This window comes from Longimicrobium sp. (assembly GCF_036388275.1).
GTDB lineage: Bacteria > Gemmatimonadota > Gemmatimonadetes > Longimicrobiales > Longimicrobiaceae > Longimicrobium.
This window is the reverse complement of the sequence record NZ_DASVSF010000009.1, coordinates 21774-37444: the sequence shown is the minus strand read 5'-3', so window position 1 is coordinate 37444 and position 15671 is coordinate 21774. Positions and strand designations below refer to the sequence as shown.

17 protein-coding genes are annotated in these 15671 nt (G+C 69.3%); 6 read left to right on the top strand and 11 right to left on the bottom strand.

All coding sequences use genetic code 11. The features are described 5' to 3' along the window. Positions 1 to 50: 50 nt before the first annotated feature. The 8 genes from VF632_RS03865 to carA all read right to left on the bottom strand — a co-directional run bounded on the left by VF632_RS03865 (position 51) and on the right by carA (position 6054). Positions 51 to 1502: a cation:proton antiporter gene (locus VF632_RS03865; RefSeq protein WP_331021534.1), complete on the bottom strand. Its 1452-nt coding sequence runs from the start codon at positions 1500 to 1502 to the stop codon at positions 51 to 53. A gap of 64 nt (positions 1503 to 1566) precedes the next feature. Continuing rightward, entirely contained in the window at positions 1567 to 2616 is a 1050-nt protein-coding gene (moaA, locus tag VF632_RS03860) for a GTP 3',8-cyclase MoaA (RefSeq protein WP_331021533.1), read from the bottom strand. Then, entirely contained in the window at positions 2613 to 3059 is a 447-nt protein-coding gene (locus VF632_RS03855; RefSeq protein WP_331021532.1) for a molybdenum cofactor biosynthesis protein MoaE, read from the bottom strand. Before VF632_RS03855 ends, moaA begins: the two co-directional genes overlap by 4 nt. Position 3060: 1 nt before the next feature. Further along, the gene (locus VF632_RS03850; RefSeq protein WP_331021531.1) at positions 3061 to 3303 is read right to left on the bottom strand and encodes a MoaD/ThiS family protein; all 243 of its coding nucleotides are present in this window, start codon (positions 3301 to 3303) and stop codon (positions 3061 to 3063) included. Between the two features lie 117 nt (positions 3304 to 3420). Further along, entirely contained in the window at positions 3421 to 3726 is a 306-nt protein-coding gene (locus tag VF632_RS03845) for a hypothetical protein (protein WP_331021530.1), read from the bottom strand. 328 nt (positions 3727 to 4054) lie between these two features. Next, positions 4055 to 4243 carry a hypothetical protein gene (locus tag VF632_RS03840; protein WP_331021529.1) on the bottom strand — a complete coding sequence of 63 codons (189 nt, stop codon included), beginning with the start codon at positions 4241 to 4243 and terminating at the stop codon, positions 4055 to 4057. A gap of 106 nt (positions 4244 to 4349) precedes the next feature. Then, on the bottom strand, positions 4350 to 4646 hold the full coding sequence (locus VF632_RS03835; protein ID WP_331021528.1) for an HU family DNA-binding protein: 297 nt from the start codon (positions 4644 to 4646) through the stop codon (positions 4350 to 4352). Positions 4647 to 4929: 283 nt separating this feature from the next. Then, complete coding sequence (gene carA, locus VF632_RS03830; protein ID WP_331021527.1) at positions 4930 to 6054, bottom strand: glutamine-hydrolyzing carbamoyl-phosphate synthase small subunit; 1125 nt, start codon at positions 6052 to 6054, stop codon at positions 4930 to 4932. Between the two features lie 693 nt (positions 6055 to 6747). Between carA and VF632_RS03825 the strand changes: the two genes are divergently transcribed. Then, entirely contained in the window at positions 6748 to 7356 is a 609-nt protein-coding gene (locus tag VF632_RS03825; RefSeq protein WP_331021526.1) for an RNase H family protein, read from the top strand. On the opposite strand, the gene VF632_RS03820 is transcribed toward VF632_RS03825, so the two are convergent. Together VF632_RS03820 and lipB are read right to left on the bottom strand one after the other, a co-directional pair. Next, positions 7325 to 8476, bottom strand: a complete 1152-nt coding sequence (locus VF632_RS03820) for an MGDG synthase family glycosyltransferase (RefSeq protein ID WP_331021525.1) — start codon at positions 8474 to 8476, stop codon at positions 7325 to 7327. The genes VF632_RS03825 and VF632_RS03820 overlap by 32 nt on opposite strands. A 92-nt stretch (positions 8477 to 8568) precedes the next feature. Continuing rightward, positions 8569 to 9258 (bottom strand): lipoyl(octanoyl) transferase LipB, encoded by a 690-nt coding sequence (lipB, locus tag VF632_RS03815; protein WP_331021524.1) that lies wholly within the window; start codon positions 9256 to 9258, stop codon positions 8569 to 8571. Between the two features lie 283 nt (positions 9259 to 9541). On the opposite strand from lipB, the gene VF632_RS03810 reads away from it, so the two are divergent. The 5 genes from VF632_RS03810 (at position 9542) to VF632_RS03790 (ending at position 14100) form a co-directional block, all read left to right on the top strand. After that, the gene (locus VF632_RS03810) at positions 9542 to 9817 is read left to right on the top strand and encodes an Lrp/AsnC ligand binding domain-containing protein (protein ID WP_331021523.1); all 276 of its coding nucleotides are present in this window, start codon (positions 9542 to 9544) and stop codon (positions 9815 to 9817) included. Between the two features lie 98 nt (positions 9818 to 9915). Then, positions 9916 to 10710 (top strand): carboxypeptidase-like regulatory domain-containing protein, encoded by a 795-nt coding sequence (locus tag VF632_RS03805; protein WP_331021522.1) that lies wholly within the window; start codon positions 9916 to 9918, stop codon positions 10708 to 10710. Between the two features lie 647 nt (positions 10711 to 11357). Next, the gene (gene lgt / locus VF632_RS03800) at positions 11358 to 12194 is read left to right on the top strand and encodes a prolipoprotein diacylglyceryl transferase (RefSeq protein ID WP_331021521.1); all 837 of its coding nucleotides are present in this window, start codon (positions 11358 to 11360) and stop codon (positions 12192 to 12194) included. Between the two features lie 10 nt (positions 12195 to 12204). Next, positions 12205 to 13137, top strand: a complete 933-nt coding sequence (locus VF632_RS03795) for a metallophosphoesterase (protein WP_331021520.1) — start codon at positions 12205 to 12207, stop codon at positions 13135 to 13137. A 72-nt stretch (positions 13138 to 13209) separates the two neighbouring features. After that, complete coding sequence (locus VF632_RS03790) at positions 13210 to 14100, top strand: hypothetical protein (protein WP_331021519.1); 891 nt, start codon at positions 13210 to 13212, stop codon at positions 14098 to 14100. A gap of 92 nt (positions 14101 to 14192) precedes the next feature. Here the strand turns inward: VF632_RS03790 and VF632_RS03785 are convergent, their stop codons facing one another. Next, positions 14193 to 15218: a YihY/virulence factor BrkB family protein gene (locus VF632_RS03785; RefSeq protein WP_331021518.1), complete on the bottom strand. Its 1026-nt coding sequence runs from the start codon at positions 15216 to 15218 to the stop codon at positions 14193 to 14195. Between the last annotated feature and the right edge of the window lie 453 nt (positions 15219 to 15671).

Here is a 15671-nt window from a genome sequence, read left to right as displayed (position 1 = left end):
GACCCGGATGGGTCCGCCGCCACCGATTCAACCGCGCGACCGCGACGAGACTACGCACGCGTTGCCGCCAGGGCAAGCACCGGCGCCGGGTCGGGCTCGTCCACGGCCGGCTCGGCATCCCCCAGGATCCAGTCCAGCAGCGGCGTGGTCATGAAGGTGGTCACCAGGGCCATCAGCACCATCATGGCGAACAGCGCCGGCGAGATCACCCCCAGGTCCAGCCCCACGTTCAGGATCACCAGTTCCATCAGCCCGCGCGTGTTCATCAGCACGCCCAGCGCGCTCGCGTCGCGCCACGACATGCCCGTGGCCCGCGCCGCCAGCGTGCTCCCGCCGAACTTTCCCGCCACCGCCACCGCAATCACCGCCGCGCAGGTAAGCCACATCTCCCACCCGCTCACCAGGCCGATGCTCGTCCGCAGGCCGGTGAACGCAAAGAACAGCGGCAGCAGGAGAACCACCGTCACGTCCTCGAGCTTGTCCGTCAGCCTGCGCACGAAGCCCGGCTCCTTCGGAACGACCGCCCCGGCCAGAAAGGCGCCGAACAGGGCGTGTACGCCCAGGTACTCCGTCACCAGGGCCGAGAGGAGCGCCAACAGGAGGATGAACGCCAGCCCGTCGTCCGAGAGGGTGCCCTCGCGCACCGAGCCGCGCAGCGCCCGGGCCACCCCCGCCCGCACGAGGGTGATCATCACGACGGCGAACGCCGCCGAGCCCACCACGGTTACCCACAGGGGCACGTTCATGTCGCCGCTGCGCACCAGCATCACCACCCCGGCCAGGATGCTCCACGCCGTCACGTCGTCCACCGCCGCGCAGGCCAGCGTCACGGCGCCCAGCCGGGTGCCGGTCAGGCGCTTTTCGGCCAGGATGCGTGCCAGCACGGGAAAGGCTGTCACGCTCATGGCGGCGCCCATGAACAGCGCGAAGGCGGTGAAGCTCACCCCCTTGGGGGCCAGCGTGGGATGGATGGCCAGGGCCAGCACCGTCCCCAGCAGAAATGGCGCGGCGATGCTCACGTGGCTGGTGACCACCGCCGTGTGGCCGCGGTTGCGAAGCAGCTGGGGATCCAGGCGTACGCCCACCAGGAACATGAACACCAGCAGCCCCACCTGGCTCAGCGCGCTCAGAAATCCGAGGCTGGCGGCTGGGAAGAGGGCCGCCGTCACCCCGGGCGCCACCCATCCGAGCAGCGAAGGTCCCAGCATGAGCCCGGCGGCCATCTCACCCACCACCTGCGGCTGGCCGATGCGCCGGAACAGGTAGCCCAGGCCTCGCGCGGCGATCACGATCACCCCGATCTGCGCCAGGAGCAGCAGCATGTCGGGTAGCGGCGGCCTGGGGCTGCTCGCCGTGGGCGGGGGGGCCTGCACAGCGGCCGCGGATGCGCCCATTCCGCCGCCCACCTGCAGAATGGCGAGCACGGCGAGCACCGGCAGAACGACGAAAAGGAAATATTGCCGGCCCGTGGCGAGGAGCCTGCGGCCTTCGGGGTGGGTCATGCTCGGGAACGGCGGGGGGCGGGGAGTCCGCGTCCGTGCGGCGGACGCTAGCGGAAGCGAGGCGTCAGCCGCCGACCTGAGAAAGGGCCAGCAGCCCGCCCGATCCCGCGTCGGAGCCCTGCACCAGCCAGTGGCGCTCGGGCTTGATGCGCAGCGTCTGGCGAATCAGGGGCTCCAGCGGCTCGCCGCGGCGGAGGGGATCGCGCAGGTTGGTCTGCGCGTGTCCGAAAAGGCAGGGGCGAAGCTGGCCGTCCGCCGTCAGCCGCATGCGGTTGCAGCGGTCGCAGTAGTTGTGGCTCATCGGCGTGATGACGCCCACCGTACCCGCGGCGCCATCGAACGCGTAGTACCGCGCCGGCCCGTTCCCCGCCGGGCCCGCCACCGGCCGCAGGTCGCCGATCCGCCCGATGTTCTCCAGGATCTCGTCGGACGAGACGAACTCGTCGGCGGAGACGCCCAGGTTCTCGCCCGTGGGCATCACCTCGATGAACCGCACGTGCCAGGGCCGGTCACGGGTGATGGCCGCAAAATCCGCCACCTCGTCGTCGTTGCGGCCGCGCATCACCACGCAGTTCACCTTGATGGGAGCGAATCCCGCCCGCTCCGCCGCCTCAAGCCCGCGGAAGATCCCGTCCGCCGATCCCGCCCGGCGCGAGATGGCATCGATGCGGTCCGGCCGCAGCGAATCCAGCGACACGTTCACGCGGTCCACGCCGGCATAGCGCAGCTCGTCCGCCATCTCGGTCAGCAGGACGGCGTTGGTAGAAAGCGCCACGTCCTCGATCTGCGGAACGGCGCGGATCATCCTCACCAGCGCGGGCAGGTCGCGGCGCACCAGCGGCTCCCCGCCGGTGATGCGAATGCGGCGCAGCCCCTGGTCCGCCATCACGCGCACGATCTCGGCGATCTCCTCGTATCGAAGGATCTGCTCGCGCTTCAGCCAGGGCAGCCCCTCCTCGGGCATGCAGTACACGCAGCGGAGGTTGCACTTGTCGGTGACGGAGATGCGCAGGTACTCGATCCGCCGCCCGAAGCCGTCCGTCATGGGACCGGTTTCGGGGATGGGACGCTCGGAAGCGACCGGCAGCGGGCCCAGCTGCACCAGCCGGCTCACGCCATCTCCCGGACCGCGGGGGTAAAGCCCGGCACCCACTCGGTATCACCGTCCACGTATCCCTCGCGCTTCCACACCGGCACGCGCTGCTTCAACTGCTCGATCACGTAGCGCGACGCCTCGTACGCCTCGGCCCGGTGGGGCGACGCGACGGCGATGGCCACGCTCGCCTCGCCGATGGCCAGCGAGCCGGTGCGGTGGATCACCCGGATGGCACCCGTGCCGAACCGCTCGCGCGCCTCGTCGGCGATGCGGCGCATCTCGCGCTCCGCCATCTCCCCGTACGCCGAGTACTCCAGGTGGCTCACCGGGCGCCCGTCGTTCTGGTTGCGCACCACGCCCCAGAACAGCAGCGCCGCGCCGTCGTCGGGCGACAGCGTGTCGCCGAGCAGGCGCGCGGGGTCGATGGGATCGGGCGTGACCAGGGCAAAGCTCTCCGGCACGTCAGCCCCCCGCCACGGGCGGAATGAACGCCACCTCGTCGCCATCGCGCAGCTCCGTCGCCAGCGGGGCATAGTCCATGTTGACCGCCACCACGGGAGACTCGGGCATACGCGACAGGCCACCGCTGGAACGGAGCCGCCCCACCAGGTCCGCCACGCGGGCGCCCGCCGGAAGCTCCATCGCCAGCTCGTCGGCGCCGGCCATGTCGCGGTACGAGGCGAAGAAGAGGGATCGGATGATCATGAGGGGCAGGTGCGTGAGTGCGTGAGTGCGGAAGTGCGTAATGTGTCCGCGCTCCACGTCCTTGCACCACGTACACCGCCGCCCCGCGCGGGTTCAGGGCGCGGGGCGGGGAAGGGATCAGCCGGCGCCGGAAACGCCGGGGCCGGGCAGGTTTTCGCGCACTTCCTCAGCCGGGGCCAGCGTTGCGAGAAACTGCGAAACCTCGTGGTGCATCCGCGAGGTAGAAGCGCGAACGAGCGTGCGCCCGTCCTGCGTCCCCGTGCCGATGGTGATGTCGGCGGCCTCGCTCGTCAGCTTCAGGTGATGGTCGCTGGAGTCTTCGGCGAACCCGGCGTACGGCGTCATGCGCAGAGTGAACCACTCGCGCGCCCGCTGGATCACTTCTTCGGGGGGGATGTCGGTCAGGACTTCCTGGATCAGCATGCTTGGTCTCCGGTGTGTGCGTGCTGACGGCGCGGTGGGCAGGATGGATGCCAGAGGGTGGGGCGGGGTAGGCGCGTCGAGGCGGATTCGGTGCTCGGGCCGGCGCCCCCCATCCCCAGCCCTTCCCCCGCAAACTGCGCGGGGGAAGGGAGCCAGTCGAGTGCGCCGGGCCAGCCAAGCGCGATTCAGGTCTCCCCCACCCTGCGTAGCGGAGGACGGGGGCCAGGGGAGGGGCCCACCCGAGGCATGCGAGGCACCTGTCGAACCTCACCCGAAGTTCCCCCCTCTCCCGCGCGGTTTGCGGGGGAGGGGCCGGGGGAGGGGGAACCTACCGTTCGTCCCGGCCGCGGAACAGCAGCGGCTCCGCCGTCTTGCCCGCGTGCGCCGGAGCCACGGACGGCTCGTCGTATCCGCGGCGGACATCGTACGAGGTTTCGTACGGGCCGGGGCGGTCGTCGTGCGCAAAGACGTTGCGGTCGCGGGCGTGCCGGCCCTGCGTCTCGTGGGTGTGCGTCATCCTGCTGCGCGTGGGGGAAGCGTCCGGGTGAACGCCGCGAACAAGCGCAAAAAAAGCGCCCGCCCCCGTGCAGGGGCGGGCGCCTCGGCCCGGCGAACGGCGCGGCTCAGACCTCGAGCGGACGCTCCTCGACGATGGCGCGGAGCTCCTTCGACGGCTTGAACACCGGCACCGCGCGCGGCGGAACCTCCACCGGGTCGCCCGTGCGCGGGTTGCGCGCCAGGCGGCTCTTGCGCTCGCGCACCTTGAACGTGCCGAACCCGCGGATCTCGATGTTCTGGTGCTCGGCCATCGCGTCCTTGATGGAATTCAGGAACGCGTCCACCACCACCGCGCAGTCACGCTTGGTGACTCCGGGCCCGATGGTGTCGGCGACGCGTTGGACAAGGTCCGCCTTGGTCATGAGAAAGCTCCTCTGGGGTTTGGTGCGGGCTCGTGGCAGTCGCGCGTGGGCGTTCCAGGCCCTGCGGCGCTCACGGCGCGGGGCGACGGATCCGGAGAGATCTGAACGGGAGACGACAAGCGGGTCGGCGTGACGGGGCCGGCCCGGTGTGGCCGATATCGTTCTGTCAGGTGCGGAAGCCGTGGCGGAGGCCGGGAACGGTAGGACAGCGGGCGAAGTGGCCTAACGATCTGGTGCAAGGTCACTTATACGCCGGGAACGATAATCCGCGGCGGCCCTGCCGTCAAGCGTCTATTTGCATTTGCTGCGCGCGCCGCTCCATCTCATCCACAAACCGGTCAAAGAGATAGCGCGAGTCGTGCGGCCCCGGCGCGGCCTCGGGGTGGTACTGCACCGAAAAAACCGGCCGGTCGCGGTGCTGCAGCCCCTCGACCGTACCGTCGTTCAGGTTCATGTGCGTCACCTGCAGCTCCGGCGCGCCCGGAATGCCGCCCTCGTCGCCGCGCACCGCAAAGCCGTGGTTCTGCGCCGTGATCTCCACCGCCCCGTCCGAAAGGCGCCGCACGGGATGGTTTCCGCCGCGGTGCCCGTACTTGAGCTTGTACGTCTCGGCCCCGAACGCCCGGGCGATCAGCTGGTGTCCCAGGCAGATGCCGAACACCGGGGTGCCGGTTCCCGACAGCGCGCGAATGGCATCGAGCGCATGCCCTACGGCCTCAGGATCGCCCGGTCCGTTGGAAACGAACAGGCCATCGGCCCCGGCCGCCACGATCTCCTCGGTAGGCGTGGTGGCGGGGAGCACGGTGACCTCGCAGCCGCGCTGGGCCAGCAGCTTCAGCGAGTGCGACTTCACCCCGAAGTCGTACGCCAGCACGCGATAGCGCGTCTCGCCCGCGGGCGGCACCAGGTAGCGCTCGTCCGTCGACACCCCGCACGCCAGATCCAGCCCGGCCATCTGCGGCTGCGCCCGGATCTGCCGCACCAGCTCGTCCGCGTCCACCTCCGCCGGGGCGATCGCGCCGCGCATGGAGCCGAGTGAGCGGATGTGGCGAGTGAGCGCGCGCGTGTCCACGCCCGTGATGGCGATCACCCCGTGGCGCTGCAGGTACGCGTCGAGCGACTCGGCCGCGCGCCAGTTGCTATACGCGGGGGGCGCCTCGTGAAGCACGAAGCCGGCAACCTGCGGCCCCGCGCTCTCCTCGTCCTCGGCGTTCACCCCGTAGTTGCCGATCAGCGGGTAGGTCATGGTGACGATCTGCCCGGAGTACGACGGATCGGTCAGGACCTCCTGGTACCCGGTCATCGACGTGTTGAAGACCACCTCGCCGAACGCCGTGCCCCGCGCGCCATGCGCCTCGCCGCGGAACGCGCGGCCGTCTTCCAGGATCAGCACTGCGGGATGGGGCAACGGAGTCTCCGGTGTCGCGGCAAGTCGATGCAGAAAGGGGAGATGCGCGGCGGGAATCTAGGCCGGGAGGAGCGCGTGTCAAGCAGTGCGGGGAGCTGCGGATGAGCGCGCGAGTCTGTCATCCTGAGGCCAAGCCACGCCGCACTCGCCCGCTCACCATGCCCCGCGGGCCGAAGGATCTAATTGCGGACACGTACCAGCCCGGGCGCGGCAGCGGCCACCAGTGCAGAGGCCTCGGCTGCCGTGGGGCCCTCACCCGTCCTCGCTTATGCTCGTCCACCCTCTCCCACAAACAGCGTGGGAGAGGGGGTACACTTCAGGATCGGGCGCGTGGGAACTGGGTCTGGTGCTTGGGCCGGCGCCCCCCATCCCCAACCCTTCCCCCGCAAACTGCGCGGGGGAAGGGAGCCAGTGTGGTGCGCGGGGCCAGCCGAAGAGCGATTCAGGTCTCCCCCTCCCCTGCGCAGCGGGGGAAGGGGGCCGGGGGGAGGGGGCTCCCAGAGGCATGCGCAGGCGGCCGGTCGAACCCCGCCCGAAGTTCTCCCCTCTCCCGGCGCAGTTTGCCGGGGGAGGGGCCGGGGGAGGGGCCAGACGGGGCGGGGGAGGGGCCAGACGGGGCGGGGGAGGGGGAACTGGCGCAGTGACCCCTGGCGGGTAGATTCCGCCGCTCGTGAAACCACCCTGGGAGGAAGTTTGGAAGAGCCGCAGCCGCTGGTGTTCATCTACGCGGACGAGTCGTGCCTGGGCAACCAGTACAAGGACCGCGCGCGCCCCGGCGGGGCCGCCGGACTGCTGGAGTACTGGCACCCGCGCAAGGGCTGGGTCCGGCGCGACTACTGGACGTCGGAGCCCGACACCACCAACAACCGTATGGCCATCCGCAGCGCCACCATCCCGCTAGGGGCGCTCAAGCAGCCCTCACGCGTAGTCTTCACCTCCGACAGCCGCTACCTGGTGGACGGCATGACGCAGTGGGTGCACGGCTGGTCCGCGCGCGGATGGAAGCGCAAGGACGGCGAGATCGAGAACCTGGAGCTGTGGAAGGCGCTGATGCCGGTCGCGGGCCGCCACGAGGTGCAGTGGCGCTGGGTGAAGGGGCACGCCGGCCATCCGCAGAACGAGTACGCCAACTACCTGGCCACCCGCTCCGCGTCCCGCCAGGACCAGAGCGGCGGACTGGTGGATTCGAAGTTCGACGACTGGATCCGCGAAGAGCAGGAAAAGGAACGTTACCTGAGCTTCTTCGCCCTGCCGCCCGACAAGTTCGAGTTCAAGCCCTCGCGCCGGCCGCCTGTGCGTTGACCCCCACCTCCGGAGGCCGGGCGACGGACGCCACGAGGGCGTCCGCCACGTGGTCCGCGGCGTGGGGACGGCCCATGCCCCGCGCCCCATCCGCCAGCCGCTGGAGCAGGCCGGGCTCGCTGAACGCGCGGGCGAAGGCGGCGCGGATCTCGCCCGTGGTGTTCGCCACCAGCGCCGCGCCGTTCGCCTCGGCCACGCGGGCGTTCCCCTCTTCGGCACCGGGGATGGGCCGCGTCAGCAGCAGCGCGCATCCCAGCGCCAGCCCCTCGCTCAGCGACAGTCCGCCGGGCTTGGTGGCGACCAGGTCCGCGGCCGACATCCACGTCGTAAGCCCCTGCACGTACCCGTGCACCTGCAGGCGCTCCGCCGGCAGTCCCAGCGCCTGCAGCCGCTCGCGCGCGGAGTCGTTGCGGCCGCAGACCGCCACCAGCTGAACGTCGCCGGGCGTGGCTTCCAGCGCCGCGCGCGCGGCCTCCTCCACGCCGATCCCCAATCCCCCGCCCACGATCAGCGCCATGCGCCGGTCCGCCGGCAGCCCCAGCGCCGCGCGGGCCTCGTCGCGCGACCCCGCGGATGCCACGTCGGGCGAGATGGGGATGCCGGTCGCGAGCGCCGGAACGCCGGGCACACGCCTGCCCAGTTCCGCCGCGAGCTCGTCCGTGGCCACGAAGTAGCGGCTGGCGCACGGCTGCACCCACACGCGGTGCAGGGTGAAGTCCGTGACCACCAGCGAAAGGGGCGGAAACTCGCCGCCTCCGGACGCCAGCTGGCAGGGAAGGAAGTGCGTCGCCAGGCACGCATCCCACCGCTCCCCGTCCAGCACGCGCCGGAACGCGCGGAACACGAAGCGGCCCGCGGCGGCCCAGCGGGCGCGGTCGTGCTCGTCGCCGTCCGTGGCGTGATAGATCTCCTTCCACAACGACGGCGCGTGCGCGGCCACCTTCTCGAACGCCTTGCCGTAGAACGCCCGCACCCACTGCGGCGCCAGCTCCAGCAGGTCCACGTGGCGTACGTACACGCCAGGGTGACGGCGGGCGAGCGCGGCGCACACCGCTTCCGCCGCGCGGACGTGGCCCGTCCCGGTAGAAACGGAGACGACGAGAATCCTGGGATTGTTCATCAGGGCAGGGAAGAGCAAAGTAAGCGGATTGTGGGGTGCCGCCCCGGAGGTGCCGGGGCGAATCATGATAAGGGCGATCGGCCGCGGATGATTCAGTCCGTCTCTACCGCCGTCCGTCCGAAGATGCGCTCGAACCAGCGGACGGCGGATGCCTCCGCCTCCGCCATCGGCACCTCGCGGCCCAGTTCGCCGGACAGCGAGCCGACGCCGTGATCGCGGATGCCGCAGGGGACGATGGTGCCGAAGAACGACAGGTCGGTCGCCACGTTCAGGGCAAAGCCGTGGCTGGTGATCCACCCCGACGATACGCGCACGCCGATCGCCCCCAGCTTGCGCCCATCCACCCACACGCCGGTCAGCCCCTCCTTGCGCCCGCCCCGCAGCCCGAAGTCGGCGAGGACGCCGATCAGCGCCTCCTCGATGTCGCGCAGGTAGCGGTGAAGGTCCTGCCGGTCGGGCTTGAGGTCGAAGATGGGATAGCCCACCAGCTGGCCGGGGCCGTGGTACGTCACGTCTCCCCCGCGCCCCGTCTCGAACAGCTCGATCCCCCGCTCGGCCCGCTCGCGCGCCGAGACGAGGACGTTCTCGTCGTGCGAGCCGCTGCCCAGCGTGATCACGTGCGGGTGCTCCAGCAGCAGCAGCGTGTCGGGAACTTCACCCGCGCGGCGCTGCTTCACCAGCTGCTCCTGCAGCGCCAGCGCGTCGCCGTAGGAGATCATCCCCAGGCGCCGCACGTCCATGGGGCGGCTCGAAACGGCGGAGGTATCGAAAGTCGTGCTCATGCCACACGCGTGAGGTGAACGGTAATCCCCATGATAATAATCACGATCATCGTCAAACGTCCATTGAAGGGGCTCCCAGAGGCATGCACCGGCAGCCCATCGAACCCCACCCGAAGTTCCTCCCTCTCCTGGCGGGGGTTTGCCGGGGGAGGGGCCGGGGGAGGGCCCGACGCAGCCCGTCGAACCCCCACCCGAAGTCAGAATCCTTCCCCTACTTTCGTTTCTTCCCCTACTTTGGTTACTGTACTGGCGTCCGTATCCAGAACCCGAGAAAGAATCCCCCATGGTTGCCGCCGTCGTGCTGATTCGCTCCGTTCCCGGCGACGTGCCCGCCCTGGCCCGCCGCATCGCGGGCATCGACGGGGTGGCCGAGGTCTATTCCGTGTCGGGCGAGTACGACCTGATCGCCATCCTGCGCGTCGAGCAGTACGAGCGCATCGCCGAGATCGTTACCGAAGAGATCGCCCAGGTGTCGGGCATCGAGCGCACCAACACGCTCACCGCGTTCCGGGTGTACAGCAAGCAGGACCTGGAAGGCGCCTGGGGCATGTTCGACTGAGCTTTGCCCGCCGCGGGCCCTCGTCCCGCGGCGTGTCTCCATCCGGGGGTGCACGACCGTGCCCCCCGGCCCACGTCCTCCGCTTCGAGGGAGGCACCATGCGTTCGTCCCGCCGCCTTGCGCTCGCCGGCCTCGCCGTCCTGTCGTTCGCCATCCCCGCGCCCGCGCAGACCATCGTCCGCGGGCGCCTGCTGGACGCCGCCAGCGACGGGGTGATCGCCGAGGGCACCATCGTGATCTCCGCCAACCGCGGCCAGTGGCAGACCTCCACCCGCAGCGACAGCGCGGGCAACTTCGAGTTCCCGCACGTGGAGCTCGGCGCCTACCGGCTGCGGGCCTCGCGAATCGGCTATCGCGAGGTACTGGGAGACCTGGCGCTGGAATCGGACTCCGTGGTGTCGGTGGAACTGCGGATGGCGGCCCAGTCGGTGGTGCTTCAGCCGGTGACAGTGATGTCGCGTTCCGGGCAGCGGATGACCCCCGAGATGCGCGGGTTCATGGAGCGGATGCAGAGCGGACACGGGCGCTTCATCACCCGTTCGGAGATCCTGGGCCGGCGGGCGGGGCGCGTGACCGACGTGCTCACCGGCATTCCCAACCTGCGCCCGAGTTCCGGGCGGATGGGCACGTCGGGGCACCCGATGTCACGCGGCAGCAGCACCGCACAGTGCCAGATGATGTTCATCATCGACGGGGTGCGGATGATTCACCCGATGGCCAGCGCCCCCCGCGTGCGCGCCGCGGAGTTCGTGATCGACGAGTACGTGAGCCCCTCGGAGATCGACGGCATCGAGGTATACCGCGGCGAGGCCGACACCCCGTCGCAGTTCGTCACGCCCCTGGTCCGCTGCGGGACCATCGTCATCTGGACGCGGCGCGGAAAGCGCTTATAGGCGCCTCCCCTGGCCCCTCCCCGCACGGTACTGCTGTGCGGAGAGGGGAGCACTTCGAGTGGGGGGGGCGACGGGCTGCGGGTGCATGCCGCGGCAGCCCCCCCTCCCGGCCTCTCCCCCGCAAACAGCGCGGGAGAGAGGAGCACTTCAGGTGAGGTTCGACGGGCTGCCGGTGCATGCCTCGGGAAGGCCCCTCCCCCGGCCCTCCCCCGGCAAACCCCGCCGGGAGAGGGGAGCACTTCGGGTGGAGGTTCGACGAGTTCCGATGCATGCCGCGGCAGCCCCCTCCCCCCGGCCCCCGTCCCCCGCTGCGCAGGGGAGGGGGAGACCTGAATCGCGCTTCGGCTGGCCCGGCGCACTCGACTGGCTCCCTTCCCCCGCGCTGTTTGCGGGGGAAGGGTTGGGGATGGGGGGCGCCGGCCCGAGCACCAGACCAGCCCTGAGCACCCAGGCCCGAAGTGTACCCCCTCTCCCACGCTGTTTGTGGGAGAGGGTGGCACGCGTGTCAGCGCGGCCGGGTGAGGGCCCACGGCAGCCGAGGCTCACGCATCCGTTGCGCGTCCCGGCGCCGCTTTACCGGATGGCTGGAATCGTCTACCTTTGTGCCTCACCCGTGTTGCCATCCTCCCCTTCGTTTCCGGCCCCAGATGTTCCCAATCCTCTTCGAGATCGGCGGGTTCAAGGTCACCAGCTTCGGGCTGATGATGGCCCTGGCGTTTCTCGCCGCATCGTGGGTCACCGCCCGCGAGCTCAAGCAGGCGGGGCACAACCCGGAGCACGCGTGGGACCTGGCGGGGTGGGCGGCCATCGGCGGCATCCTGGGCGCCAAGATCTACTACCTGATCCTCAACTTCTCCGAGACCGCGGCCGACCCGTGGACCGCCCTGCTGTCGCGCTCCGGCCTGGTGTGGTACGGCGGCTTCATCGGGGGCGCGCTGGCGGTGCTGTTCCGCCTTCGCCAGCTGAAGCTGCCCGTGTGGCCATACGGCGACGCCATCGCGCCGGGGCTGGCCATGGGGTACGCCATCGGCCGGCTGGGGTGCTTCATGGTGGGCGACGACTACGGCGCCCCCACCGACGCGCCCTGGGCCGTGGCGTTTCCCGAGGGAGCGCCGCCCTCCACCGCCGGCAACCTGCGCGCGTTCGGCGTAGACCTGCCGGCCAGCGTGCCCGACACCCAGGTGCTCGCCGTCCACCCCACGCAGCTGTACGAGGCGGGGATGTCGTTCATCATCCTCTTCGCCCTGTTCAAGCTGCGTCCGCGGCTGGCCGACACGCCGGGGAAGCTGTTCTTCGCGTGGCTGGCGATGGCGGGCGTCGAGCGCTTCATCGTGGAGATCTTCCGCGCCAAGGACGACCGCTTCTTCGGGGTGATCTCGGTCGCGCAGCTGATCAGCATCGGCCTGGTCGTCACGGGGATCGCCGTCCTGTACTCGCACAACAAGCGTCGCGAACAGGCTCCGCGCCGGATCGTCCGCGCCTGACGCCGTGTCGATGACCGATCGCGATGACGCGCCGGCCGGTGGACCCGCTCCACCGGCCGGCTCGCGTTCCCCCCTCATCACCCGCAGGCGTTTCCTGGCCCTTGGCGCGGCCGGCGCGGCGGCGGTGGGGGGCAATGCCTTCCTGGTGGAGCCGCGGCGCGTGGAGTTCACCCGCCACGCGATCAACGCGCGCACCTCGCCGGAGCAGCGGCAGGTGCGGTTCGTCCAGGTCACCGACCTGCACCTGCACTCCGTCGGCCGCCTCCACCGGCGGATCGTGGCGGAGGTCAACCGGCTGAAGCCCGACTTCGTGCTCTTCACCGGCGACTCGGTAGACGACAAGGAGCGCCTGCCCGAGTTGGCGTCGCTGCTGGAGCTGTTCGACCGGCGCACGCCCAAGTACGCCATCGCCGGAAACCGCGAGTACTGGGGCGGCGTGGACATGGCGGACCTGGCTGCCATCTACGGGAGATACAACGGGCGGCTGCTGGTGAACAAGTCCGCCGTGCACGAGGTGGGGGGCCGGGGACTGGCCGTCATCGGGCTGGACGATCTCCTTGGCGGTCAGCCCGACGGCCCGGGCGCCTTCGGCCGCGCCGCGGCCAAGGGTGCCGATGCGCACCTGGTCCTGGCCCACTGCCCGGAGCACCGCGACCGGCTGTTCGCCAACTCGGCGTTCGGCGTCCATGCGCCGCCCGCGCCCGCCCCGGACTTCGATCTGCGCCAAGTGGCGGCGGTGCTGAGCGGCCACACGCACGGGGGGCAGGTGAACCTCTTCGGGTGGACCCCCATCCTGCCCCCGGCCAGCGGGCGCTACGTCCGGGGCTGGTTCCGCGATCCCGGCGCGGCGCCGCTCTACGTCTGCCGCGGCATCGGGATGTCGTCGCTCCCGGTGCGCTTCGGGTCGCCGCCGGAGGTGGCAGTGTTTACGATATGGGTGTGAATGAAACCTTAGATTATCGGTGCCGTATAGCTTCTCGTTCCTTTCATACCCTCCTTATGAGCCACACGTGCGATGATCGACATTTTTCTCTCTCGAGTTCAAGATGCTTGTGATTCGTTTGGCTCGCAGATCACCATTTGGGAAGGGCGCGAGCGACAGGCCGGCAACATTTTTCGGCTAGGGAATCGCGAACGGTCCCTGCTGCTCTATGTAAAGGAAAGCAATGAGTTTCCGGGGTTTTGGGGACTTAGCCCCAATATCTTAGGACAACTGGAGCGTAGCGGATCTCCGTGGATTGTTCTGTTGCTCAGCAACACGCCTTCTGTCGCGTACATCTGTACGCCGGCGGAAGTGCGGCACCGCGCAGGAACGCTGTGGGGACAGGCCATACATGGTGACTACAAAATCCACGAAAACGCACAAATTATCGGCATTCCATCTCTTACCTTCCCAGAGGCAGCCGATTTCCTGGCCCACCTTGTAGGCCGATCCGATACCAGACCAGAGCCCGAGTACCAGTCGCTCACAGCTGGATCTCTGCGGACTGATCAGGTCGCGTTTTGTATAGCGCGATTGCCCGGATCTGGAAAGCGTGTCGCACGACTAGCCGTGTCGCGCGTGAGGTCGGTTGACCTACTTGCGAGCTTTGGGGCACTCCTTCTCGGTGGCGGGAGCACACTCGGCATCATGGGTCAGTTACTTCCCATTTTCGCGGCGATGTTGGAGGTGCTATCGGACGACGAAGCATTGCTCGTCCGTGCAATCATAGAATTATCCGGGACCGGACCGTCGGTCCCAGAACGACTCATTCTTGAGCACCTCAATACTGCGAGAGTCCAACGGCAACTTCGTCCACTGTCGTCCTCTCGCACGCGAAAAATGTTGGTTGGCTTGGAGGAGAAGGGATACGTGCTCCGGTCCATCTCAGGCTATCGTTGGATGATTGCTGATCTTGCGCTCTGATCCTGAGCGCGCGACGCTGCGCCTAAGAACTCGAACACCCTCTTCCACGCGCCTGGAAGAGGGTGTTCGGCATCGTAGAGCATCGAGTAGGGCTACTCCGGCAGCCGCTGCTCCACGCGAGAGTCGGGCTCCTGCACGGTGACGTTATTCGGATCGTTCTTCAACGCGGCTGCGCGCTTGGCGGCCTTGCCGGTGGGCCTGCCCTTCTTGCCCTGTGCCTCCGCACCACCGACGTCGTCGTTCATGCGCCGGGCCCCGGGTTCCGGCTCGATCCCGCTTCCGCGCTCGATCGCCCAAACCTGCGTGAACTCGGCGCCGAAAAGGATGATCATCGACGAGTAGTAGATCCACACCAGCACCAGCGCCAGCGACCCCGCCGCGCCGAACGCCTCGCCCGGGTTGCTGCGGCCCAGATAGAAGCCCAGTCCGAACTTGCCGATCACGAAGAGCAGGCCGGTGAAGACGGCGCCCACCCACACGTCCTTCCAGGCGATCCGCGCGTCCGGGAGCACCTTGAAGATGGCGGCGAACAGGCCGGTGATCACCACCAGCGAAAAGATGAAGTTGAAGACGTGGAGCACCACCTCGTTCGCGCCCGGGATGATGCGCCCAATGAACCCGCCCAGCGCCGAGATCGCCGCGCTGAGCGCCAGCGACACCAGCAGAAGGAAGGCGACGCCCAGGATCATCCCCAGCGAGAGCACCCGCTTGAAGATCATGTTCTTGATGCCGCCCGCCTTCGGATCGGGCTCCACCTCCCAGGCCCGGTTCAGCGCGCCCTGCAGCTGAAGGAAGGCGCCGGTCGCCCCGAACGTCACCGCCGCGATGCCCAGGAAGGCCTTCAGCCCGCGCCCGCCCGGCTTTTCCGACTGCTGGAGGATGGTGCCCACCTCTTCGGCGCCGGCGGAGCCCATCAGGCTGCCCATCTGCGTGGCGAGCGCCTCCTGCACCTGCGCCGGGTCGAACACCATCCCCGCGATCAGCAGGATCAGGATCAGCAGCGGTGGCAGCGAGAACACCGTATAGTACGAAAGCGCCGCCGCCATCCGCGGGCATTCGTCGTCGGAGAAGTCCTTGAATGCCCGCTTCAGCAGGCCGAAGTTGCCTTTGACGTCCATCGTCCGGAGTTCCTGGGTTTGTAGCAGGTTCCTCGAACGCGGAGCCGTTTGCAAAGGTGGTTCCAACGGGAGGGCAGGTTCCCCCTCCCCCGGCCCCTCCCCCGCAAACAGCGCGGGAGAGGGGAGCACTTCGTCATCGAGGTTCGATAGGCTTCCCCGCATGCCTCAGGAGCCCCCTCCCCCCGGCCCCCGTCCCCCGCTGCGCAGGGGAGGGGGAGACCTGAACCGCGGTTCGGCCGGTTGCGCGCACTCGACTGGCTCCCTTCTCCCGCGCAGTTTACGGGGGAAGGGTTGGGGATGGGGGGCGCCGGCCCGAGCACCGGGCTGTCCCCGGCGCACCGAAGCCCGAAGTGTACACCCTCTCCCACTTGTGGGAGAGGGTGGCACGCGTGTCAGCGCGGCCGGGTGAGGGCCCACGGCAGCCGAGGCCTCAGGCTCCGTGACCGCTGCCGC

Excerpts from the sequence above, each read along its gene's own strand:
- VF632_RS03820 (WP_331021525.1), bottom strand. The coding sequence starts at position 8,476 with ATGAACAATCCCAGGATTCTCGTCGTCTCCGTTTCTACCGGGACGGGC.
- VF632_RS03865 (WP_331021534.1), bottom strand. The coding sequence starts at position 1,502 with ATGACCCACCCCGAAGGCCGCAGGCTCCTCGCCACGGGCCGGCAATAT.
- VF632_RS03810 (WP_331021523.1), top strand. The coding sequence starts at position 9,542 with ATGGTTGCCGCCGTCGTGCTGATTCGCTCCGTTCCCGGCGACGTGCCC.
- lgt (WP_331021521.1), top strand. The coding sequence starts at position 11,358 with ATGTTCCCAATCCTCTTCGAGATCGGCGGGTTCAAGGTCACCAGCTTC.
- VF632_RS03790 (WP_331021519.1), top strand. The coding sequence starts at position 13,210 with ATGATCGACATTTTTCTCTCTCGAGTTCAAGATGCTTGTGATTCGTTT.
- VF632_RS03840 (WP_331021529.1), bottom strand. The coding sequence starts at position 4,243 with ATGACGCACACCCACGAGACGCAGGGCCGGCACGCCCGCGACCGCAAC.
- lipB (WP_331021524.1), bottom strand. The coding sequence starts at position 9,258 with ATGAGCACGACTTTCGATACCTCCGCCGTTTCGAGCCGCCCCATGGAC.
- VF632_RS03785 (WP_331021518.1), bottom strand. The coding sequence starts at position 15,218 with ATGGACGTCAAAGGCAACTTCGGCCTGCTGAAGCGGGCATTCAAGGAC.
- VF632_RS03835 (WP_331021528.1), bottom strand. The coding sequence starts at position 4,646 with ATGACCAAGGCGGACCTTGTCCAACGCGTCGCCGACACCATCGGGCCC.
- VF632_RS03795 (WP_331021520.1), top strand. The coding sequence starts at position 12,205 with ATGACCGATCGCGATGACGCGCCGGCCGGTGGACCCGCTCCACCGGCC.
- VF632_RS03805 (WP_331021522.1), top strand. The coding sequence starts at position 9,916 with ATGCGTTCGTCCCGCCGCCTTGCGCTCGCCGGCCTCGCCGTCCTGTCG.
- VF632_RS03850 (WP_331021531.1), bottom strand. The coding sequence starts at position 3,303 with ATGATCATCCGATCCCTCTTCTTCGCCTCGTACCGCGACATGGCCGGC.
- VF632_RS03845 (WP_331021530.1), bottom strand. The coding sequence starts at position 3,726 with ATGCTGATCCAGGAAGTCCTGACCGACATCCCCCCCGAAGAAGTGATC.